Source organism: Streptomyces sp. NPDC052109 (assembly GCF_040680195.1).
Lineage (GTDB): Bacteria > Actinomycetota > Actinomycetes > Streptomycetales > Streptomycetaceae > Streptomyces.
In genome coordinates this window covers 172,735-193,418 of record NZ_JBFAWF010000002.1, presented here as the reverse complement: position 1 = coordinate 193,418, position 20,684 = coordinate 172,735, and the positions used below count along the sequence as shown (strand labels likewise).

Annotated in this window: 22 protein-coding genes; 7 read left to right on the top strand and 15 right to left on the bottom strand. The window is 72.2% G+C overall.

Annotation, left to right across the window (positions count from 1 at the left end; translation table 11 throughout):
- The first annotated feature begins 10 nt into the window (after positions 1–10).
- Complete coding sequence (locus AB0L59_RS06405; protein WP_365580944.1) at positions 11–397, top strand: STAS domain-containing protein; 387 nt, start codon at positions 11–13, stop codon at positions 395–397.
- On the opposite strand, the gene AB0L59_RS06400 is transcribed toward AB0L59_RS06405, so the two are convergent.
- Positions 281–1,294: a sigma-70 family RNA polymerase sigma factor gene (locus tag AB0L59_RS06400; protein ID WP_365579933.1), complete on the bottom strand. Its 1,014-nt coding sequence runs from the start codon at positions 1,292–1,294 to the stop codon at positions 281–283. The genes AB0L59_RS06405 and AB0L59_RS06400 overlap by 117 nt on opposite strands.
- A 260-nt stretch (positions 1,295–1,554) precedes the next feature.
- Positions 1,555–2,847 carry an MFS transporter gene (locus tag AB0L59_RS06395; protein WP_365579930.1) on the bottom strand — a complete coding sequence of 431 codons (1,293 nt, stop codon included), beginning with the start codon at positions 2,845–2,847 and terminating at the stop codon, positions 1,555–1,557.
- Positions 2,848–2,910: 63 nt separating this feature from the next.
- Here AB0L59_RS06395 and AB0L59_RS06390 point away from each other — a divergent pair, with 63 nt between their 5' ends.
- Positions 2,911–3,864: a LysR family transcriptional regulator gene (locus AB0L59_RS06390; RefSeq protein WP_365579927.1), complete on the top strand. Its 954-nt coding sequence runs from the start codon at positions 2,911–2,913 to the stop codon at positions 3,862–3,864.
- Positions 3,865–3,959: 95 nt separating this feature from the next.
- Here AB0L59_RS06390 and AB0L59_RS06385 read toward each other — a convergent pair whose 3' ends face one another.
- Positions 3,960–4,721 (bottom strand): alpha/beta hydrolase, encoded by a 762-nt coding sequence (locus tag AB0L59_RS06385; protein WP_365579924.1) that lies wholly within the window; start codon positions 4,719–4,721, stop codon positions 3,960–3,962.
- Between the two features lie 134 nt (positions 4,722–4,855).
- Between AB0L59_RS06385 and AB0L59_RS06380 the strand changes: the two genes are divergently transcribed.
- Positions 4,856–6,043, top strand: coding sequence for an adenosine deaminase (locus AB0L59_RS06380; RefSeq protein WP_365579921.1), 1,188 nt, complete (start codon positions 4,856–4,858; stop codon positions 6,041–6,043).
- Between the two features lie 149 nt (positions 6,044–6,192).
- Positions 6,193–6,561, top strand: a complete 369-nt coding sequence (locus tag AB0L59_RS06375; protein WP_365579918.1) for an ATP-binding protein — start codon at positions 6,193–6,195, stop codon at positions 6,559–6,561.
- Positions 6,562–6,649: 88 nt separating this feature from the next.
- Here AB0L59_RS06375 and AB0L59_RS06370 read toward each other — a convergent pair whose 3' ends face one another.
- The 5 genes from AB0L59_RS06370 to afsQ1 form a co-directional block, all read right to left on the bottom strand.
- On the bottom strand, positions 6,650–6,850 hold the full coding sequence (locus AB0L59_RS06370) for a PspC domain-containing protein (RefSeq protein WP_365579915.1): 201 nt from the start codon (positions 6,848–6,850) through the stop codon (positions 6,650–6,652).
- 112 nt (positions 6,851–6,962) lie between these two features.
- A complete protein-coding gene (locus AB0L59_RS06365) occupies positions 6,963–7,529 on the bottom strand; it encodes a VanZ family protein (RefSeq protein ID WP_365579912.1) in 567 nt (188 codons plus the stop codon).
- An 87-nt stretch (positions 7,530–7,616) separates the two neighbouring features.
- Entirely contained in the window at positions 7,617–8,234 is a 618-nt protein-coding gene (locus AB0L59_RS06360; protein WP_365579910.1) for a hypothetical protein, read from the bottom strand.
- The gene (locus AB0L59_RS06355) at positions 8,234–9,829 is read right to left on the bottom strand and encodes a HAMP domain-containing sensor histidine kinase (RefSeq protein ID WP_365580943.1); all 1,596 of its coding nucleotides are present in this window, start codon (positions 9,827–9,829) and stop codon (positions 8,234–8,236) included. Before AB0L59_RS06355 ends, AB0L59_RS06360 begins: the two co-directional genes overlap by 1 nt.
- A 5-nt stretch (positions 9,830–9,834) precedes the next feature.
- The gene (afsQ1, locus tag AB0L59_RS06350) at positions 9,835–10,512 is read right to left on the bottom strand and encodes a two-component system response regulator AfsQ1 (protein WP_365579907.1); all 678 of its coding nucleotides are present in this window, start codon (positions 10,510–10,512) and stop codon (positions 9,835–9,837) included.
- A 240-nt stretch (positions 10,513–10,752) separates the two neighbouring features.
- Between afsQ1 and AB0L59_RS06345 the strand changes: the two genes are divergently transcribed.
- A complete protein-coding gene (locus tag AB0L59_RS06345) occupies positions 10,753–11,502 on the top strand; it encodes a SigE family RNA polymerase sigma factor (protein WP_365579905.1) in 750 nt (249 codons plus the stop codon).
- A 170-nt stretch (positions 11,503–11,672) separates the two neighbouring features.
- Here the strand turns inward: AB0L59_RS06345 and AB0L59_RS06340 are convergent, their stop codons facing one another.
- Positions 11,673–12,284, bottom strand: coding sequence for a uridine kinase (locus tag AB0L59_RS06340; protein ID WP_365580942.1), 612 nt, complete (start codon positions 12,282–12,284; stop codon positions 11,673–11,675).
- A gap of 161 nt (positions 12,285–12,445) precedes the next feature.
- Between AB0L59_RS06340 and AB0L59_RS06335 the strand changes: the two genes are divergently transcribed.
- A complete protein-coding gene (locus AB0L59_RS06335; RefSeq protein ID WP_365579902.1) occupies positions 12,446–12,850 on the top strand; it encodes a hypothetical protein in 405 nt (134 codons plus the stop codon).
- A gap of 115 nt (positions 12,851–12,965) precedes the next feature.
- Here the strand turns inward: AB0L59_RS06335 and AB0L59_RS06330 are convergent, their stop codons facing one another.
- From AB0L59_RS06330 to deoC, 3 genes are read right to left on the bottom strand one after another with little or no spacing between them, the layout of a single operon-like run.
- Positions 12,966–13,850, bottom strand: coding sequence for an aldehyde dehydrogenase family protein (locus tag AB0L59_RS06330; protein WP_365579899.1), 885 nt, complete (start codon positions 13,848–13,850; stop codon positions 12,966–12,968).
- The gene (locus tag AB0L59_RS06325; RefSeq protein ID WP_365579897.1) at positions 13,843–15,279 is read right to left on the bottom strand and encodes an aldehyde dehydrogenase family protein; all 1,437 of its coding nucleotides are present in this window, start codon (positions 15,277–15,279) and stop codon (positions 13,843–13,845) included. Before AB0L59_RS06325 ends, AB0L59_RS06330 begins: the two co-directional genes overlap by 8 nt.
- A gap of 5 nt (positions 15,280–15,284) precedes the next feature.
- Positions 15,285–16,244 (bottom strand): deoxyribose-phosphate aldolase, encoded by a 960-nt coding sequence (gene deoC / locus AB0L59_RS06320; RefSeq protein ID WP_365580940.1) that lies wholly within the window; start codon positions 16,242–16,244, stop codon positions 15,285–15,287.
- Positions 16,245–16,378: 134 nt separating this feature from the next.
- On the opposite strand from deoC, the gene AB0L59_RS06315 reads away from it, so the two are divergent.
- Complete coding sequence (locus tag AB0L59_RS06315; protein WP_365579894.1) at positions 16,379–17,077, top strand: PH domain-containing protein; 699 nt, start codon at positions 16,379–16,381, stop codon at positions 17,075–17,077.
- Positions 17,078–17,301: 224 nt separating this feature from the next.
- Here the strand turns inward: AB0L59_RS06315 and AB0L59_RS06310 are convergent, their stop codons facing one another.
- From AB0L59_RS06310 to AB0L59_RS06300, 3 genes are all read right to left on the bottom strand, one after another.
- Positions 17,302–18,933: a phospho-sugar mutase gene (locus AB0L59_RS06310; protein WP_365579892.1), complete on the bottom strand. Its 1,632-nt coding sequence runs from the start codon at positions 18,931–18,933 to the stop codon at positions 17,302–17,304.
- Positions 18,934–19,240: 307 nt separating this feature from the next.
- Positions 19,241–20,065 carry a purine-nucleoside phosphorylase gene (locus AB0L59_RS06305; protein WP_365579889.1) on the bottom strand — a complete coding sequence of 275 codons (825 nt, stop codon included), beginning with the start codon at positions 20,063–20,065 and terminating at the stop codon, positions 19,241–19,243.
- A 143-nt stretch (positions 20,066–20,208) separates the two neighbouring features.
- On the bottom strand, positions 20,209–20,646 hold the full coding sequence (locus tag AB0L59_RS06300; RefSeq protein ID WP_365579887.1) for a gamma-glutamylcyclotransferase: 438 nt from the start codon (positions 20,644–20,646) through the stop codon (positions 20,209–20,211).
- Positions 20,647–20,684 lie beyond the last annotated feature (38 nt).

Sequence of the window (20,684 nt, the reverse complement as noted above, 5' to 3'; positions counted from 1 at the left end):
TCCCGTGCCGATGAGTTCCGCCCGGCCGGCCGGTCTACCGCACGTGGACGCCAAGGAACCCGCCGTGCTCGTGGTGCCCGGCCCCGTCACCCGGGACGAGGTGGCGGCGCTGTGTGCCCGGGTGCGGCTGCTGCTGGCGGGCAACGGGGCCCGTGTCGTCGTGTGCGACGTGGGCGGCCTCGGGCCCCCGGGCCTGGCCGTCGTGGACCTGCTCGCGCGGCTGGAGCTGGCCGCCCGCCGGGCCGGCGGGCGGATCCGGCTGCGGGACCCCGACCCCGCGCTACACGCCCTTCTCGACGTCGTCGGGCTCCGCTTCCAGATGGAGGGGGAGCCCGAACAGGGGGAACCAGCGCCTGGTGTCGAGGAAGCAGTGGAAACCGGTGATCCGGCCGTCTGACAGCTCCAGCACCTGCACGGCCCAGGGGCTGAAGCCGCCCTTCTCCTCGTCCGGCTTGTAGTGCGCGAACCCCGGCAGGCCGTTGACCTGCACCGGCAGCAGCCGGGAGCCGGCGCAGGAGGCGCCGAGGGTGGACATGAAGCCGGTGATGTCGGCCGGGCCGCGCAGCCACAGGTCGAACGGCGGCATCGTCATGATGGCGTCCTCGTGGAGCAGCGCCGTCAGCGCCGTCATGTCGTAGCCCTCGAAGGCCTTGACGTAGCGCACCAGGAGTCGCTGCTGCTCCTCGTCCAGCGGATCGGACACCGCGCCCTCGGGGCCGGACTCCGCGCGCTCCGCGAGCGTGGCCCGCGCCCGCTGCAGCGCGCTGTTGACCGAGGCGACCGAGGTGTCCAGCAGCTCGGCGACCTCGCTCGCCTTCCAGGCCAGCACCTCGCGCAGGATCAGCACCGCCCGCTGCTTGGGCGGCAGCTGCTGCAGGGCCGCCATGAAGGCCAGCCGGACCGACTCCTTCGCGACCGCGGCCTCCGCCGGGTCGTCGACCGTCGGCAGCACCCGCGCGTCCGGCACCGGCTCCAGCCAGGTGTGGTCCGGGCGGGGGGAGAGAGCGGCCTGCGCGAGCGGGGTCGACTCCGTCAGGTCCATCGGCCGCGCCCGCTTGTTGCCCGCCGTCAGCATGTCCAGGCACACGTTCGTCGCGATCCGGTACAGCCACGAGCGCAGGCTGGAGCGGCCCTCGAACTTGTCGTAACTCCGCCAGGCCCGCACCAGGGTGTCCTGCACCGCGTCCTCCGCCTCGAAGGAGGAGCCGAGCATCCGGTAGCAGTACCCCGTCAGCTCGGTCCGGTGTTTCTCCAGTGCGACGTCCAGGTCCGCCGTCGCAGTGCTGTCGCCCATCGCCCACCCACCCCTGTGGCCGTTCCGGTAGCGCTCCTTCGCGCCACTTGGGAAGCTACCGCAGGCCACTGACAATGACCCCCCGAGTCCGAAAAAGCGCAGCTCAGACCGGTTGTTTCACGGATATGAGCAGATGCTGGTGGACCGGGCCCGAGGCGCCGCCCGCCGACACGGACCCCCTGCGGGCGACCGGGTTGACCGACGGACGCCTGTTCGCGCCCCCCGGCAACCGGCCCCGGGCAGGGGGTTCGGGGAAGAGATCAGTGCGCCGCCACCGGCTCCCGGCGGGCCGCCACCCGGGCCGCCCTCGTGCCCAGCACCGTGATGGTGACGACCCCGGCCATCGCGAGCAGACCCACCCCCACCGTGCCGCCCCAGCCGTCCGCGCGGAAGGCCGTCGCGCCGACCGTGCTGCCGACGCTGGAGCCGATGTAGTACATGGACTGGTACAGCGCCGAGGCCTGGGCGCGGCCGTGTGTGGCCGTCTTGCTGACCGCGGACGAGGCGACCGCGTGGCCCGCGAAGAAGCCCGCCGTGATCAGCACCAGGCCCAGCAGGACCAGCGGCAGCGCGGAGGCCAGCGAGAGCACCAGGCCCGCGGCGGTCGTCCCGCCCGCGAGGTACAGCGCGCCCCGGCGGCCGAGCCGGCCCACCAGCCGGCCCGCCACGGACGCGGAGACCGTGCCCACCAGGTAGACCAGGAAGATCGAGCCCGCGACGCCCTGCGACAGCCCGAACGGCGCCTCGGTCAGCCGGTAGCCGATCACCGTGTAGACGCCGCCGAACACCGTCATGAACAGCGCGCCGATCGCGTAGAGGCGCCGCAGCAGCGGGTCGGCGAGGTGGTCGCGGACCGTGCCGAGCAGCACCCGGGGCCGCAGCGAGCCCGCCTTGAAGTGCTGCGGCGCCGGCAGCAGCAGCCGGAAGGCGATCGCACAGGCCACCGCGATCGCGCCGATCACGCCGACGGAGACCCGCCAGCCCCACTCCTGGGCCACCCAGCCGGTGATCACCCGGCCGCTCATGCCCCCGACGCTGTTGCCCGCCACGAACAGGCCGATCGCCGTGACCAGTGCCTTCGGCCGGACCTCCTCGGCCAGATAGGCCTGGGCGGAGGCCGGCAGACCGGCCAGCGCCGCGCCCTGCACCGCTCGCAGCACCACCAGCGCGCCGATCGACGGCGCGAAGGGCACCAGCAGTCCGACGGCCACCGCGACGGACAGCGAGGCCGTCATCACCGTACGCCGGCCGAAGCGCTCCGACAGGGCGCTCATCGGCAGGACGAACAGGGCCAGTCCGCCGGTCGCGGCCGCCACGGTCCAGCTCGCCTCGCTCGCCGCGACCCCGAACTCGGCGGAGATCAGCGGCAGCAGGGCCTGCGTCGAGTACAGCAGGGCGAAGGTCGCGACCCCGGCGAGGAAGAGGGCCAGGCTCATCCGGCGGTAGCCGGAGCCGCCCGGGGCCATACGGGAGTCGGGAGCGGGGGTGTCGGAGACGGGGACGGGCGTGGCGGCGCCCACGGCGGTGGACGCCCCGGTACTGGCGGGAGACATGCCTCGACCGTATGTACGGACGATCTCATGCGTCCAATGCATGGAATCGCCATAATCGTTCCCATGCAGCATCAGCAGAGCTCACAGGCCCGCCTGTCACCGAACAGTGACACGGAAGACATGGCGCTGTTGCTCGCGCCGCGCCTCGCGTACTTCGCCGGGGTGGCCCGCACCGAGCACGTCACCCGGGCCGCCCACGAGCTGCACGTCCCCCAGTCCACCCTCTCCCGGGCGATGGCCCGCCTGGAGCAGGACCTGGGCGTCGACCTCTTCGCCCGCCACGGCCGCACGGTCTCCCTGACCCCCGCCGGCCGTACCTTCCTCACCTCCGTCGAACGCGCCCTCGCCGAGATCGAGCGGGCCGCCGAGGAGGTGCGTGCCGACGCCGACCCGGCCACCGGCAAGGTCGCCTTCGGCTTCCTGCACACCATGGGCGCCGAGACGGTCCCCGGCCTCCTTCACGCCTTCCGCGAGGACCACCCGCGCGTGCGCTTCAGCCTCGTCCAGAACTACGGCGAGGCCATGCTCGAACGCCTCCGCGCCGGCGAACTGGACCTCTGCCTCACCTCTCCCGTCCCCGACTCCCCCGACCTGGTCGCCCGCCGCCTGGACGAGCAGAAACTCCGCCTGGTCGTCCCGGGCGACCACCGCCTCGCCGCCCGCCGCCGCATCCGCCTCGCCGAGGCCGCCGAGGAAACCTTCGTCACGCTGGAGCCCGGCTACGGCCTCCGCCGCATCTTCGACGCCCTGTGCCGCGAAGCCGGCTTCCGCCCGAGGGTCGCCTTCGAGGGCGAGGAGGCAGAGACCCTGCGGGGCCTGGTGGCGGCGGGACTGGGCGTGGCTCTGCTGCCGCCCCCCACGGTCCCCCGTCCCGGCGTGGTGGAACTGACGGTCACGGCCCCGAGGGCGGTACGTGAGATCGGCGTGGCGTGGCCGGCGGACCGCCCGGACACGCCCCCGGTGGCCGCGTTCAAGAAGTTCCTGCTCTCGAGAAGGGGGAATCTGCTGCCGGCGTAAGGAGCGCGGGGCCGGGACCGGCGTGCGGCTCCGCCGCGTGGGCGCGACGAGCCACGGCGCATCCGCGGCCCGAGGGCGGCAGAACCCGCCGGGCGCTACCGCTTCAACGACTTGCCGAACCCCGCGGCCAACGGCATCCGAAGCCCGATCGGCGGCGGAGCGGCCAGCGCGTCCTCGACAGGCCGGGACACGGAGTGGCCGAACAACGCCCCCATCAGGAAATCCACGGACAGACAAGCCACTTCGTCCCGATGCGCGTGCAACCGATGCCCGTCGGAATGCACCTCGAACCGGCACACCTCCCGGTTCGCCTTCTTCGCCCGCGCGGCGAACCGGAACGACAGTTCGGGATCGGTCCGTTCGTCATTCGTGCCGTGCACGATCAGCACCCGCCGCCCCACGAGCTGCTTCACCGGCTCGACAGGCGCGGCCACGTCGTCCTCCGGCAGCCAAGGAGCCAGCGCCACGACGGAGTTGACGGCCTCGTGCCCACCGGCCCGCAGTGCGGCCCGTCCGCCCATGTCCATCCCGACCAGGCACACGGGAACATCGCCGTACCGTCGTACCACCTCGTCGGCGGCCCACTCGGCGTCCACCGCCAGGTGCGCCTCGGTCCCGTTCCAGCCCCGGTAGCGATACCGCACGGTGTGCACGGCCAGCCCCTCGGGCCGCCCGGCCCGTGCGATGCGCCGGCCCAGCGGGCGCAGCGCGACCGTCGCCCGTACGGGGGACGGCCTGCGGGCGGAGGTCTCCTCCCCGCCGGGGAGCAGCAGCACCACCCCGCTCACCGCCGTCGGCACCGGGCCGACTGCCCTACCCAGCCCGGCCGTTCGGGCCGGTGTCGCTTGCTGTCCCATGACAGAACAGTGTCAGAAGAGGCGGTGTACGAAACCCGTACCTGCGGTCACCGTTGCGTATCGACGGAAAAGTGCCCGGAAACGGCTGTCGCGTTCACCGGGTTCTCTACGCGCGTAGGCGGTAGAGTGCGGAAATGACGAGCCAGACTGCACCGACCGGGACCGTCTCGGCGAGTGTCCCGGCGCACGTTCCGACGCCGGACCAGATCCGCCGGGCGCCCAAGGTTCTGCTGCACGACCACCTCGACGGCGGCCTGCGCCCGGGCACCGTCGTCGAACTCGCCCGCGAGAACGGTTACTCGGGCCTTCCCGAGACCGATCCGGACAAGCTGGGCATCTGGTTCAGCGAGGCCGCCGACTCCGGCTCGCTGGAGCGGTATCTGGAGACCTTCAGGCACACCGTCGGCGTGATGCAGACCCGTCAGGCGCTGGTCCGGGTGGCCCGCGAGTGCGCCGAGGACCTCGCCGAGGACGGGGTCGTCTACGCCGAGGTGCGGTACGCGCCCGAGCAGCACCTGGACGGCGGGCTGACCCTGGAGGAGGTGGTCGAGGCCGTCAACGAGGGGTTCCGGCAGGGCGAGCGGCTCGCCCGGGAGAACGGCCACCGCATCCGGATCGGCGCCCTGCTGACCGCCATGCGGCACGCTGCCCGCTCCCTGGAGATCGCCGAACTCGCCAACCGCTACCGGGACTCCGGCGTGGTCGGCTTCGACATCGCCGGCGCCGAGGCCGGCTACCCGCCCACCCGGCACCTGGACGCCTTCGAGTACCTCAAGCGGGAGAACAACCACTTCACCATCCATGCCGGCGAAGCCTTCGGGCTGCCCTCCATCTGGCAGGCGCTGCAGTGGTGCGGTGCCGACCGGCTCGGCCACGGCGTGCGGATCATCGACGACATCGAGGTCCACGAGGACGGCTCCGTCACGCTCGGCCGGCTGGCGTCGTACGTCCGGGACAAGCGGATCCCGTTGGAGCTGTGCCCCAGCTCCAACCTGCAGACCGGGGCGGCTCCCTCCTACGCCGAGCATCCGATCGGGCTGCTGCGCCGGCTGCACTTCCGGGCCACCGTGAACACCGACAACCGGCTGATGTCCCACACGGGCATGAGCCAGGAATTCGATCATCTCGTCGAGGCGTTCGGTTACACGCTCGACGACCTGCAGTGGTTCTCCGTCAATGCGATGAAATCAGCGTTCATTCCTTTCGATGAACGACTCGCCATGATCAATGACGTCATCAAGCCGGGATACGCGGAGCTGAAGTCCGAATGGCTGTTCCAGCAGACGGCCTCTACCAGCGGCTCTCCCGAGTCGAAAGGCTAGCCCGGCCCGGATCCCGGCACGGAATGCGGACGCGCCTTCACAGGCCGTCCGCATTTCGGTGTTTGCGGCAGGTGGCGTGGCGTGTTTACGGTCGTGGACCGCTCAGATCTCTTGCGATCTCCATCTCCGCTTTCAAGGACGCATTCACCATGAAGCAGTCTGCTGCCAAGACCCTCGGTGTCGCCGCCCTCGGTGCCGCCATCGCCGCCGTCGGCGCGGGCTCGGCCAACGCGGCCACAGCCCTCCCGCAGGCCGGCCAGGCCACGCAGGCCCTGGACTCCGTCACGAAGACGCTGCCGGCCGGCAACGTCTCCAAGGCGCTTCCGGGTGCCACCCAGGCGCTCTCCCGGGGGCAGGGTGTCGTGGGTGCCGGGGTGTCCCACGCGCAGCCGGCCCTCCGGAACGCGCTCGCCAAGAGCCCGACCGCGCGGGTCGCCGGGCTGCTCGGCGGACTGCCGGTGAGCAGCCCGGGCCTGCCCACGCACGGCGTGCCGGTGAACGGGATCCCGATCGGCTGACGCCCGCACCGAAGGCCGTACGGTACGACGCCGCTGGGGCGCCCCGGAGCTGTCCGGGAGCGCCCCGGCGGCGTTCGCGCGTGGGCCCTCACCAGGCGGTGCGCGTCTTGTCCTCGGACGGCAGCAGGATCCACAGCGCTATGTAGAGCAGGAACTGCGGGCCCGGCAGCAGGCAGGACAGCAGGAAGATCACCCGCATCGTCGTCGCGGAGGTGCCGAAGCGCCGTGCGAGTGCTGCGCACACTCCGCCGATCATGCGGCCGTGGGTGGGGCGGGCAAGGGCGGACATGGCGACTCCTCCGTGGTCGTCGGCTCACTCGTCGAGCCGGGGCCGGGGCTGCCTTGGTGGCGTCCCTCAACTGTTGTCCACGGTACGGAGACGAAGCGGGCGAAGCGTCGCTCTACGGGGCGATCCCGACCCTGGGAATCGTCGGGGTGCGACCCTGAGGGAGTTCGTCCTGCACGGCGACCAGCGGCTCCTCCCCGGCCTCCGCACGCGCGTCCCGGCGGCGCAGCCGGGCGCGTCCCGCCGGTATGACGGCCAGGTGGGCCAGGGCGACGCCCGCGGTGTTCAGCAGCAGCGAGTCGACGTCCACGACCCTGCCGGGCACGCCGGTCTGCAGCAGGGCGATACCGGTGGAGATGAGGGCGCCCGCGGCCGTCGTACGGATGAGGGAGGCGAGCGGGGAGACGGTGAGCCTGCCGTGGGCCATCGGCAGCAGCACGCCCAGCGGGGCGAGCAGGGCCAGGCCCTCGCCGAGGGGTCTGACGGCCCCCGGCCAGCCCAGGGCCAGGTCGGCCCGGATGCCGACGAGAGGGTGCAGGTTGGGGGGCGTCACCCACGGGACGTCCAGGGGTCGCAGCATCAGCCAGGCGACGAGGGCGAGATGGGCGACGAGGAGGACACCTCCCGTCGCCCGGATGCGGATCGCGGCGCTGCCGCCGCCGATGGAGCCTTGACGCTGCACGACCCTCTAGACGCGAGCCCGGGCACGATCGGTTCCGCGCGGCAACGTTCCGGTTGCTCGGCGCCGCGGCCGGGCGGCGGAACGCCGCTACCTCCCCGCCACCTCACTGGACGGCGGCTCCGTGCTGCCCGGCCGGTCCCGGACGTCGGCGGTGCACTCGTAGCGGCGCAGCGGCCCGTGGTCCGGGCCGCCCAGGATGACCGAGCCGTCGCCCTCCGTCGCCGCCGAGTCGGACAGGGTGCACACCAGCTGGGCCAGGGCGTAGGAGGTGAGACGGGACGGGACCATGCTCAGATGGAGCGCGTCCTCGGGGTCCTTCGGGCCGGGTCCGCTCACGGTCAGGCCGCCCGGCACGTACGTCGTATAGCCCGCGGAGCGCTCCGCGGCGGACGGGGACGCGGCCAGCTGGCCCAGCAGCCCCTGCGCCACGATCACCCGGCGCCGGGCGTCCGGGGTGCCCTCAGGGACGTGTACCGCCCGGTCGACGGCCACCAGGGACGCCCCACAGAGCAGGAAGACCTGCACGGGCACACCCCGCGCGGCCTGGGCGGCCGGATCCGGCCCGGCCAGTGAGCACGGCACCCGGGAGGGCGCCGCCCCGAAGTCGGTCGGCACCTGGGTGGCCCGGATGCCGCAGCCGGAGAGCAGCAGGCCCAGGAGGGGCAGCGCCAGCAGGCGTCGCACGGTCAGGCGTCGTACGGTCATCACCCCTCCTTTCCTGAACTTCCCGCGCTTCCGGAGTTCCCCGGAGCGTCCTTGCCGGTCTTCTCGCCCTCGTCGGTCTCCTCCGTCAGCCGGGAGGCGTCCCGTGGCAGCCGCAGAGTGAAGACCGCGCCCCCGTCGGGCGAGTTGGCGGCGGTGATCTCACCGCCGTGGATGTGGGCGTTCTCCATGGCGATGGACAGACCCAGTCCGCTGCCCTCGGAGCGCGGCCGTGAGGCGCTCGCCTTGTAGAAGCGGTCGAAGACGTGCGGCAGGACGTCCTCGGGGATGCCGGGCCCGTGGTCGCGGACCTGGATCACGATCTCCTCGTCGGCCACCCGCACCGACACCCGCACCGGCGACCCGCCGTGCTTGAGCGCGTTGCCGATCAGGTTGGCGAGGATGACGTCGAGGCGGCGCGGGTCGAGGCGGGCGTGGATGCCGCGATCGGCGTCCAGCTCGACCGCGTCCAGCCAGGCGCGGGCGTCGATGCAGGCGGTGATCTGGTCGGCGATGTCGACGTCGTCGAGGACCAGCCGGGCGGTGCCCGCGTCGAAGCGGGTGACCTCCATCAGGTTCTCGACCAGGTTGTTCAGCCGCCGGGTCTCGCTGACCACGAGCCGTACGGCCGGCTCGATCATCGGATCCATGGATCCGGACTCGGCCTCCAGCTCCTCCTCCAGCACCTCCGTCACGGCGGTGATGGCGGTCAGCGGCGTCCGCAGCTCATGGCTCATGTCGGCGACGAAGCGACGCGAGGCCTCGTCCCGCGCCGCCATCTCGGCGACCCGTTTCTCCAGCGCCTCGGCGGCGTTGTTGAACGTCCGTGACAGATCGGCGAGTTCGTCGGTCCCCGACACCCGCAGCCGGGTGTCCAGCCTGCCCTCGCCGAGCCGCCGGGCGGCCACCCCGAGCCGGTGCACCGGCTTCAGCACGGTCGTGGCGGCGGCCTGCGCGAGCAGCGCGGCGCCGATCAGCGCGAGTCCGGTGGCGATGCCCAGCGACCAGGCCAGCGAGTTGAGGTCCTTCGCCTCCGGCTCCAGGGACTTGGCCATGTAGCCGGTGGGGCCGCCGCCGATCACCCGGGTACCGGCCACCAGGTACGGCGTGCCGTGGTCCACGACCCGCTGCCAGTACAGGTGGTACGGCTCCTTGTTGGAGTCGGTCACCTTCTGTTGCTTGTCGACGGCCGCGCGCAGCGATGCGGGCACGTCCTCCAGCGCGAAGCCGTTGATGCCGCCCGAGTTGCCGTACACGGTCTTGCCGCCGGAGTCCGTCGCGACCAGGACCACGCTGAAGTGCTGGCTGCCGGCCGCCATCTGCCCCGCCGCGCGCTGGAGTTGGTCCTGGGTGGGGTGCTCCGGCAGGGCGCCGGCGCGGTTCTGCATCTCCTGCCGGAAGTCGCGCAGCACCGCGTCCTGGGCGCGGGTGAGCACCGCCTCCCGGTTCAGCCAGTAGGCGATCCCGGACGCCGAGACGGCGGCCGTGAGGGCCACCAGCCCGAAGACGACGACCAGTCGCAGCCTGAGGCTGGTGAACCTGAGCCGCGACAGACTTCCCTTGCGCCCCGCGGCCCAGCCGCGCAGCCCCCCTTGCATGTCGGTCACTGAGGGACGTCCAGGCGGTAGCCGACACCACGGACGGTACGGATCAGGGTCGGCGACGACGGCACGTCCTCGACCTTGGCGCGCAGCCGCTGCACACACGCGTCCACCAGGCGCGAGTCCCCGAGATAGTCGTGCTCCCACACCAGCCGCAGCAGCTGCTGCCGCGACAGCGCCTGACCGGGCCGCCGGCTCAGCTCCAGCAGCAGTCTGAGCTCGGTCGGGGTCAGCTGCAGGTCCTCGCCGTTCTTCGTCACGGTCATCGCCGACCGGTCGATGACGAGGTTGCCGAAGGTCGCCGAGTCGCTGGACTCGCGCTCCCCGCGCCGCAGCACGGCCCGGATCCGGGCGTCCAGCACCCGGCCCTGCACGGGCTTGACGACATAGTCGTCGGCGCCGGACTCCAGCCCGACCACCACGTCGATGTCGTCGCTGCGCGCGGTCAGCAGGATGATCGGCAGCTGGTCGGTGCGCCGGATACGGCGGCACACCTCGAAGCCGTCGATGCCGGGCAGCATCACGTCCAGCACGATCAGGTCGGGCCGCTGTTCGCGCAGCAGCTTCAGACCGTCCTCACCGCTGGCAGCGGTCGCCACCCGGTGTCCCTGGCGCGTCAGGGAGAGCTCCAGGGCCGTACGGATGGCGTCGTCGTCCTCGATCAGCAACAGGGAAGGCACGGGCTCATTCTGGCCCATGGACCGGGTGTCGTACGACCTGCGCGCACCAGGCCTTCCCTACCGCCACCGTCTGTGCACCTCCTGTGACGCGCCCGGGCCGGACCCCTGTGACAGGTCTGTGACAGTCGGCGGACACGGCCATGAAGTGGCCCCGGCAGTCTTTTGGTCACGGGCCGGACGGGGAGCGAAGGCCGGCCCGGCAAGACCGAACCACCGGAAGTCCACGACGGGGAGCGCGAGATGAACACGCTGCACAGCATCAGCACCAGCGCCGTAGTCACGCGCCTGCACGACGTGCACCGTGGTTCCGACAGGTCCGGTGCCGTGAGCGGGCGGGGGTGCGCTCGCGGCACCGGGCGTCAGCACACCGCGTACATGACGGTGGTTGACGCACGCACGGGGGAGAACACCGGGGCTCACGGGGGAGCCGCGTACAGGGAGGACCCGGGGGAGCAGCGCCGTTCCCTGACGGAGGCGGAGTTCACCGCCTACGTCCAGGAGCGCCGCGCCTCCCTGTACGCCACCGCCTACCACCTGACCGGCGACCGCTTCGAGGCCGAGGACCTGCTGCAGAGCGCGCTGTTCTCGACGTACAAGGCGTGGGACCGGATCAGCGACAAGGCCGCGGTCGGCGGATACCTCCGCCGCACCATGACCAACCTGCACATCAGTGCCTGGCGGCGCCGCAAGCTCAACGAGTACCCGACCGAGGAACTGCCGGAGACGCCCTCCGACACGGACGCGATGCGCGGCACCGAACTGCGCGCGGTCCTGTGGCAGGCGCTGGCCCGGCTGCCCGAGCTCCAGCGCACCATGCTGGTCCTGCGCTACTACGAGGGCCGCACGGACCCGGAGATCGCGGAGATCCTCGGCATCAGTGTCGGCACGGTGAAGTCCAGCATCTGGCGGTCGCTCCGTCGGCTGCGCGAGGACGAGGTCCTCAGCTTCGGCCGTGACGAGGAGGACGCCTTCGGCGAGCTCGTCGCCTGAAGGCCAGGGGTCACCGGGGGGTGACCCGCGGGGGGAAACGGGGGCCACCCGGGGGTGGGTCCACGGGGGACGGACGAGGGAGGGGAACGGGGGAACGGGGGAGGACGACGGGGGAGCAACAGGAGCGGGACCGGAGAGTCGGGGGACCTCCGGTCCCGTTTCCCGTGTGCCTACGACTCCTGCGTCACCGTCTGCCGGCGCGGCTGCCGCCCCGCCGCCGCTGCCGCGAGCCGCCCCAACGCCTCGTCGCGGTCGCACGGATGCGCACCGAGCGACACCTGACGGGCGACGATCGACCGCTCCGCGCGCATCAGCCGCCAGCCGCGGCGCAGCAGGAACGGCACCGACTTGCGGCCCTCCTTCAGGTCCCGCAGGAACCGCCGGCGGAAGGTGGTGACCGGGCCGCGGCTCAGGCACAGCGCGTCCGCGAGCAGACCCCGTTCCCGGCAGCGCTCGACGATCTCCGCGGCGAAGATGCCCTCCGCGAGGAACAGCGGGGTCCGGCCGATGCACAGCGTCTCCTCGCCGGTGCGGGCGCTCAGCGCGATGTCGTACACCGGCACCGGTGTCGAACCCGTCGCGCACAGGCGGGCGATGGCCTCGACCGCGACCTCCGCGTCCCACGACTCCGGGTGGTCCCAGTCGATGTCCGCACTCCCCTCCACGAGCGGCAGAGTCGGGTCGTCACCCTCCTTGTAGAAGTCGTCCAGACGCAGGACGGGAAGCCCGGAACGGGCGGCGACGAGGGACTTGCCCGAGCCCGAGGGGCCGCACAGCAGCACGACACGGGCGGGGGACGGGGGATGAATGCTCACGGAACACCAGTTTGACGTATGGCGAGCCGCCTGCCGACCCCGCGGGTCGGCTTTTGAGCGTGACTCCCGCCTCAACTACCCTGTGTGCCGACATCATTACCCTGCGCACCAGATAGGTGGCATCAGCGATGGCCCGACAGACCTCCCCTCAGCATCCCGCCGCGCAGCGCGCCCTCATCGCCCTCGCGACCGCCGGAGCGGCCCTGGGCGCGGGTGCGGCGACGGCACACGCGGACACCGCCGCCCCGATCGTGGAGGTGCCGTGGCGGCCGACCTCGGTCGGCAAGATCGACCCGCAGGCGGGCCTGGCGGCCCTGACGGGAACCGTCGGCTACGTCACCGGCCCCGTCGCCGGCCTCAAGCCCAACCCGCTGGCGGGGACGGGGGTGGACCCCTTGGACAACGGCGTCGGCACGCAGGTGGCCGACTTCAGGCCGGTCGGCTCCCAGATGCTGACGGGGCCGGTGGCCGAGGCCCCCACGGTCGGGGCGGTACCGGTGGTGGGGCAAGCCCTTGGAGCAGTGGGCCGCTGAAACGCCCTTGCGAGGGGCGCGGGGCAGTGCTCGACGTGCGGCTCCGCCGCGTGGGCGCGGCCGGCCGGCCACGACCCGCGGCCGGCGGACCGCGGCAGTTCCCCGCGCCCTCCCGTCAGTAGGACGACCCCGACGCGCCCAACGACCCCGTCGGATGCCACACCGTCTTCGTCTCCAGGAACGCCGTCATCCGGTCGATCCCCGGCGTCTCGAAGTAGTCCACAGCCTGTGGACGCAGCACGCGCTTCAGATTGTCGGCCGCCGCGATCTCCAGCTCCTTCGCGAGCACCTCGTCCGCGCCCGCGAGGTCGATCGCGTTGACGTCCTGGTGCGCGGCCAGCGGCGCTGCGAGCTCCGCCGTGCGGCCGGACAGGACGTTGACCACGCCACCGGGCACGTCGGAGGTGGCCAGCACCTCGCCCAGGGACAGGGCCGGCAGCGGGGCCTTCTCGGAGGCGATCAGGACCGCCGTGTTGCCGGTGGCGATCACGGGGGCGAGCACCGAGACCAGGCCCAGGAACGACGACTCCTGCGGGGCCACGACGGCCACCACACCCGTCGGCTCCGGCGAGGAGAGGTTGAAGAACGGCCCCGCCACGGGGTTCGCGCCGCCGATCACCTGGGCGATCTTGTCGGTCCAGCCCGCGTACCAGACCCAGCGGTCGATGGTCGCGTCGACGACGCCCGCCGCCTTCGACTTGGACAGGCCCTCCGCGTCGGCCACCTCGCGCACGAACTGCTCGCGCCGGCCCTCCAGCATCTCCGCGACGCGGTAGAGGACCTGGCCGCGGTTGTAGGCCGTCGTGCCGGACCAGCCACCGAACGCCTTGCGCGCGGCCACGACCGCGTCACGCGCGTCCTTGCGGGAGGACTGCGGAGCGTTGGCCAGCCAGTTGCCCTTCGAGTCCGTCACCTCGTACACCCGGCCGCTCTCGGAACGCGGGAACTTCCCGCCGACGTACAGCTTGTAGGTCTTGAACACACTGAGTCGGTCAGACATCGAGGTACGCCTCCAGGCCGTGGCGGCCGCCCTCGCGGCCGAAGCCCGACTCCTTGTAGCCGCCGAACGGCGAGGTCGGGTCGAACTTGTTGAACGTGTTGGACCAGACGACACCGGCGCGCAGCTTGTTCGCGACGGCCAGGATGCGGGAGCCCTTCTCGGTCCAGATGCCCGCCGACAGGCCGTACTGCGTGTTGTTCGCCTTGGCGACCGCCTCGTCCGGGGTGCGGAAGGTGAGGACGGACAGCACCGGGCCGAAGATCTCGTCGCGGGCGATGGTGTGCGCCTGGGTGACGTTCGTGAAGAGCGTCGGGGCGAACCAGTATCCGGATGCGGGAAGTTCGCAGGCCGGGGACCAGCGCTCGGCGCCCTCCGCCTCGCCCCGCTCGGCGAGCGCGGTGATCCGGGCCAGCTGCTCGGCGGAGTTGATCGCGCCGATGTCGGTGTTCTTGTCCAGCGGGTCGCCGAGGCGCAGCGTGGACAGACGGCGCTTGAGGGAGTCCAGCAGCTCGTCCTGGATCGACTCCTGGACCAGGAGGCGGCTGCCCGCGCAGCAGACCTGGCCCTGGTTGAAGAAGATGCCGGTCACGATGCCCTCGACGGCCTGGTCGATCGGGGCGTCGTCGAAGACGATGTTGGCGCCCTTGCCGCCCAGCTCCAGGGTGAGCTTCTTCCTCGTGCCCGCGACCGTGCGGGCGATCTCCTTGCCGACCGCCGTGGAGCCGGTGAAGGCGACCTTGTCGACATCCGGGTGCGCGACCAGCGCGGCACCCGCGTCGCCGTAGCCCGGGAGGACGTTGACGACACCCTTGGGCAGACCCGCCTGGCGGCAGATGTCCGCGAAGAACAGGGCCGACAGCGGGGTCGTCTCGGCGGGCTTGAGCACCACCGTGTTGCCGGTCGCGAGCGCCGGGGCGATCTTCCAGGCCAGCATCAGCAGGGGGAAGTTCCAGGGGATGACCTGGCCCGCCACGCCCAGCGGACGCGGGTTCGCGCCGAAGCCGGCGTGGTCGAGCTTGTCGGCCCAGCCCGCGTAGTAGAAGAAGTGCGCGGCGACCAGCGGGAGGTCCGCGTCGCGGGTCTCCCTGATCGGCTTACCGTTGTCCAGCGTCTCCAGGACGGCCAGCTCACGGCTGCGCTCCTGGATGATCCGGGCGATGCGGAACAGGTACTTGGCGCGCTCGGAGCCCGGCAGCGCCGACCACTTCTCGAAGGCCTTGCGGGCGGCCCTGACGGCCCGGTCGACGTCCTCGGCACCGGCCTGGGCGACCTCGGAGAGGACCTCCTCCGTCGACGGGCTGACCGTCTTGAAGACCTTGCCGTCGGCCGCCTCGGCGAACTCGCCGTCGATGAACAGGCCGTAGGAGGGCGCGATGTCGACGACCGAGCGGGACTCGGGCGCGGGTGCGTACTCGAATGCGGATGCCATGGTGATCAGTCCACCGTCACGTAGTCGGGGCCGGAGTAGCGGCCGGTGGCCAGCTTCTGACGCTGCATCAGCAGGTCGTTCAGGAGCGAGGAGGCGCCGAAGCGGAACCAGTGGTTGTCCAGCCAGTCCTCGCCCGCGGTCTCGTTGACCAGGACCAGGAACTTGATGGCGTCCTTCGAGGTGCGGATGCCGCCGGCCGGCTTCACGCCGACCTGGACGCCGGTGGTGGTACGGAAGTCCCGTACGGCCTCCAGCATCAGCAGGGTGTTGGCGGGGGTCGCGTTGACGGCGACCTTGCCGGTGGAGGTCTTGATGAAGTCGGCGCCGGCCAGCATGCCGAGCCAGGAGGCGCGGCGGATGTTGTCGTACGTCGACAGCTCGCCGGTCTCGAAGATGACCTTCAGCCGGGCGCTGTCCCCGCAGGCCTCCTTCACGGCGACGATCTCGTCGTACACCTTCAGGTACTTGCCGGCGAGGAACGCGCCCCGGTCGATGACCATGTCGATCTCGTCGGCGCCCGCGGCGACGGCCTCGCGGACGTCGGCCAGCTTCACGTCGAGGGCGGCACGCCCTGCCGGGAAGGCGGTGGCGACCGAGGCGACCTTGACGCCGGAACCGGCGACGGCCTCCTTGGCGACGGCCACCATGTCGGGGTAGACGCAGACCGCGGCCGTGGTCGGGGTCGTACGGTCCGTGGGGTCGGGGTGGACCGCCTTGGCGCCGAGCGCCCGGACCTTGCCCGGGGTGTCCGCGCCTTCCAGCGTCGTCAGGTCGACCATCGAGATGGCGAGGTCGATGGCGTACGCCTTCGCGGTGGTCTTGATGGAACGGGTGCCCAGAGACGCGGCGCGCGCCTCCAGGCCGACCGCGTCGACGCCGGGCAGCCCGTGCAGGAAGCGGCGCAGCGTGCTGTCGGACGCGGTGACATCCGAGAGAGCGTGAGCTGTGGGTGCGGTAGTGGGCATGGTCACCAGACGAGCATATCTACGCGCGTAGCAGCTGTACAGCCCCGATGCTCGTCTGTCCTCCGAGATCACAGCTGAGCGCCGGTTCCGAGGCGCGTGGCGGCACGGCCACCAGTGTCGTGCAGACTTGGCCCATGACCACCCCCGACCACCAGTCACCCGCGTCACAGCCCCCGGTCCCCACCACCAAGGACCGGATCTACCGCTCGCCCATGGCGCTCGCGGGCGGCGTATTCCTGCTGCTCGTCGTCGGCTGGCTCGGCTTCGACGCGCTGTTCCGGGGCCACGGCCGCGCGCCGTGGCTGGCGCTCGCCGGGATGATCCTGATCGTGCCGCTGGTGATCGCCTTCACGCTGCGCCCGGCCGTGTTCGCGGGCGAGGACCGGATGCGGATCCGCAACCCGTTCCGGGTGATCAGCCTTCCGTGGGGCGAGGTCGCCTCGCTGCGTTCCGGCTACTCCAACGAGGCCGTGGCGAAGTCCGGCCGGAAGTACCAGCTGTGGGCGGTTCCCGTCTCGCTGCGGGCCCGCAAGAAGGCCGAGATGCGCAAGTCGCGGGCGGCGGCGGACGCGGCGCGCGGCGGGGAGCCGACGCGCCGCGGCTTCGGCTTCGGCGGTATGGGCGGCTTCGGAAGCACCGGCGGCGCCGGCGTCCCGTCCGGGCCGACCCGCGCGGAGACCGACCAGGTCATGGACGACCTGCGGGAACTGCTGGAGCGGCAGGGCGAGGCGGAGTCGGCGCAGGGCGAGGTCACGGTGCGCTGGGCGTACGAGGTGATCGCGCCCACACTGGCGGGCGCGGTGCTGTTCGCCATCCTGCTGGCCACGGGGTGAGGCTTCCCGTTCGGCGGTGACGGGCCGGGGGGCTGTTCCGCGGAGTGCGGGGCGGCGAGCGGCGAGACGGGCGGGACGGCCCCGGGGCGGTGGAACGCAACTGCTGGTCGTCGCAGGGGGAACGGAACCGCCGACCGGCCCGCCCCGTGACGCGGCGAAGGTCCCGCCCGGCGGACGGAAAAGGGGTGCCCCGGGCCGGGGCACCCCTTCGGTGCGGGTACGGGTCAGATGCCGGCGGACGCCGACAGGTCCCGCTTGACGGCGGCCAGGAGCCGGCTCGCGCTGGCGTGCGCGGCCGGGAGGCCGGCGTGGGTGCCGACCGGCACCACGACCTCCAGGTAGCACTTCAGCTTCGGCTCGGTGCCGCTCGGGCGGACGATCACGCGGGCGCCGTCGAGGGTGTAGCGCAGGCCGTCCGTGGGCGGCAGCTTGTCCGTGCCCCGGGTGAGGTCCTCGGCGCGGACGATGGGCAGGCCGGCCAGCTCCGTCGGCGGCTGCTCACGCAGGCGGCGCATCGCGTCGGCGATGACGGACAGGTCCTGGACGCGGACCGACAGCTGGTCGGTGGCGTGCAGACCGTGCTCCACGGCGAGGTCGTCGAGCAGGTCGAGGAGGGTGCGGCCCTCCTCCTTCAGCACGGACGCCAGCTCGGTGATCAGGAGCGCGGCGGTGATGCCGTCCTTGTCGCGCACGCCCTCGGGGTCCACGCAGTAGCCGAGGGCCTCCTCGTAGCCGTAGCGCAGGCCGTCGACCCGGGCGATCCACTTGAAGCCGGTCAGCGTCTCCTCGTACGGCAGCCCCGCCTTCTCGGCGATCCGGCCGAGGAGGGAGGAGGAGACGATCGACTCGGCGAACACGCCGGTCGCGCCGCGCCGGACCAGGTGGGCGGCGAGCAGGGCGCCGACCTCGTCGCCGCGCAGCATCCGCCAGTCGGCGCCGTCCTTCACGGCCACGGCGCAGCGGTCGGCGTCGGGGTCGTTGGCGATGACCAGGTCCGGGTCGGTCGTACGGGCCCGGGCGAACGCCAGGTCCATCGCGCCCGGCTCCTCCGGGTTCGGGAAGGCGACCGTCGGGAAGTCCGGGTCCGGGTCGGCCTGCTCGGCGACCAGCACCGGCTCGGGGAAGCCGGCCCGGGCGAAGGCCGCGAGCAGGACGTCCTTGCCGACGCCGTGCATCGCCGTGTAGACGGTGCGGGCGGTGCGGGGGGAGCCGGCGGCCAGGACGGCGTCCGTACGGGCCAGGTACGCGTCCAGGACCGACTCGTCGAGGGTCTCCCAGCCGGACTCCGGGCGGGGCACGTCGTTCAGGGAGGCGATCGCGTCGATCTCGGCGGCGATCTCCGCGTCGGCGGGCGGCACGATCTGGGAGCCGTCGCCGAGGTAGACCTTGTAGCCGTTGTCCCGGGGCGGGTTGTGGCTGGCGGTGACCTCCACGCCCGCGACCGCGCCGAGGTGCCGTACGGCGTACGCCAGGACCGGGGTGGGCAGCGGGCGGGGGAGTACGGCGGCGCGCAGGCCGGCGCCGGTCATCACGGCGGCGGTGTCGCGGGCGAAGTCGGCGGACTTGTGGCGGGCGTCGTAGCCGACGACGACGAGGCCACCGGTCCGGCCGTTCTTCTTCAGGTACGCGGCGAGGCCGGCGGCCGCCCTGATGACGACGCTGCGGTTCATGCGCATCGGGCCGGCGCCGAGTTCGCCGCGCAGGCCGGCGGTGCCGAACTGGAGCGTGCCGCTGAAGCGGGCCGCCAGTTCGTCGATGTCACCGGCCTCGATCAGCTTGGCGAGTTCGGCGCGGGTGTCCTGGTCGGGGTCCTCGGCGAGCCATGCGTGGGCCTTGGCCGTCAGATCGTCGTGCACCTTGGGATCAACCTCTCCTAGTCTTCGCTGGAGGCTCCGCCCCCAGACCCCCGTTTCCCAACCGCCCACCCACTCGGTCGGCCGGAATGTGAACGAGCGGCATCGCCCCACCGCTCCCACGGCCCGCTCGCGCCGCCACCCAGCCGGCGAGTCCCCGAACCCGCCGCCGGCCCGGCGAGAGCCCCCAGGGTCCGGCTGCTCCCGCCGCGGGCCGCGAGTTCGAGGGCCCCGCCGCAGGCCCGGCGAGAGCCCGGGGCCCGCCGCCGCTGCCGCCGCCCAGCGCGAGCCCGGCGGTACGGCGCGTGTCCTACAGCTTGCCCAGCACCTGGCCCAGCAGCTCCCCCATCCGGGCGGCGGAGTCGCGGCCCGCCTGGAGGACCTCCTCGTGGTTGAGGGGCTCGCCGGTCATGCCGGCGGCCAGGTTGGTGACCAGGGAGATACCCAGGACCTCGGCGCCCGCCTCGCGTGCGGCGATGGCCTCCAGGACCGTGGACATGCCGACCAGGTCCGCTCCGATGACGCGGGCCATGCGGATCTCGGCCGGGGTCTCGTAGTGCGGGCCGGGGAACTGCGCGTAGACGCCCTCCTCCAGGGTGGGGTCGATCTCCTTGCACAGGGCGCGCAGGCGGGGGGAGTAGAGGTCGGTGAGGTCGACGAAGTTGGCGCCGACGATCGGGGAGGTCGCCGTCAGGTTGATGTGGTCGCTGATGAGGACCGGCTGGCCGGGGCGCATGCCCTCGCGCAGACCGCCGCAGCCGTTGGTCAGCACGATGGTCTTGCAGCCGGCGGCGACAGCGGTGCGGACGCCGTGGGCGACGGCGGCGACTCCGCGGCCCTCGTAGTAGTGGGTGCGACCCAGGAAGACGAGGGCGCGCTTGTCACCGAAGGAGTACGAGCGGATCTTGCCGCCGTGCCCCTCGACGGCCGGCGGCGGGAAGCCGGGCAGCTCGGTGACCTGGAACTCGGCGTCGGGTGCGCCCAGGGCGTCGACGGCCGGAGCCCAGCCGGAGCCCATCACGAGGGCGACGTCGTGGGTCTCGGCGCCGGTCAGTGTGCGCAGGCGCGCGGCGGCGGCGTCGGCGGCGGCGTACGGGTCGCCCTGGATGTCGTCCGGAAGAAGAGATGCGTTCACGCCGACGAGGGTAGCTCGTCTTCGCCTACGCGCGTAGATGACAGAGCTCACGGGATTGCGATCGTTGTCTTGTCGTTTCCAACGAAGCGGCTTCCCGGGCTCGTGACAAGGGGGACCTTGCGGATCCTGTGGGACTCCTGTGGTCAACAGGGGCGCTTGCGGAGTTCCATCACATAGTCGTGGGGAGCCCCGGCGGACTCCGCCGCGTCGGCGATCTCGCCCAGGTAGCGCGCGGAGGGCAGGCCGCCCTCGTAGGCGTTGAGGACGTACGTCCACGCCATCTCCTCGCCGTCCAGGGTGTGCACGCGTACACGCGTCCGGCGGTAGATGTCCATGCCCACGCCCTCCCACTGGTCGAGGGTCTCCTCGTCCATGGGCGCGATGTCGTACAGACCCACGAAGACCTGGGCGAGCGGATCCTCGACGAGCGTCGCCAGCGCGCCCTCCCAGCCCAGCTGCTCGCCGCCGAACGTCAGCCGCCAGCCGTTCAGCCAGCCCGTGGCGCGCAGCGGGGAGTGCGGAGCGCGGAAGGACATCAGGCGCGCGTCGAGGTTGCCGGCGTAGGCGGCATAGAGCGACATGCACAGAGGGTACGGCAGGGGGAACGCGAGTCACTTGT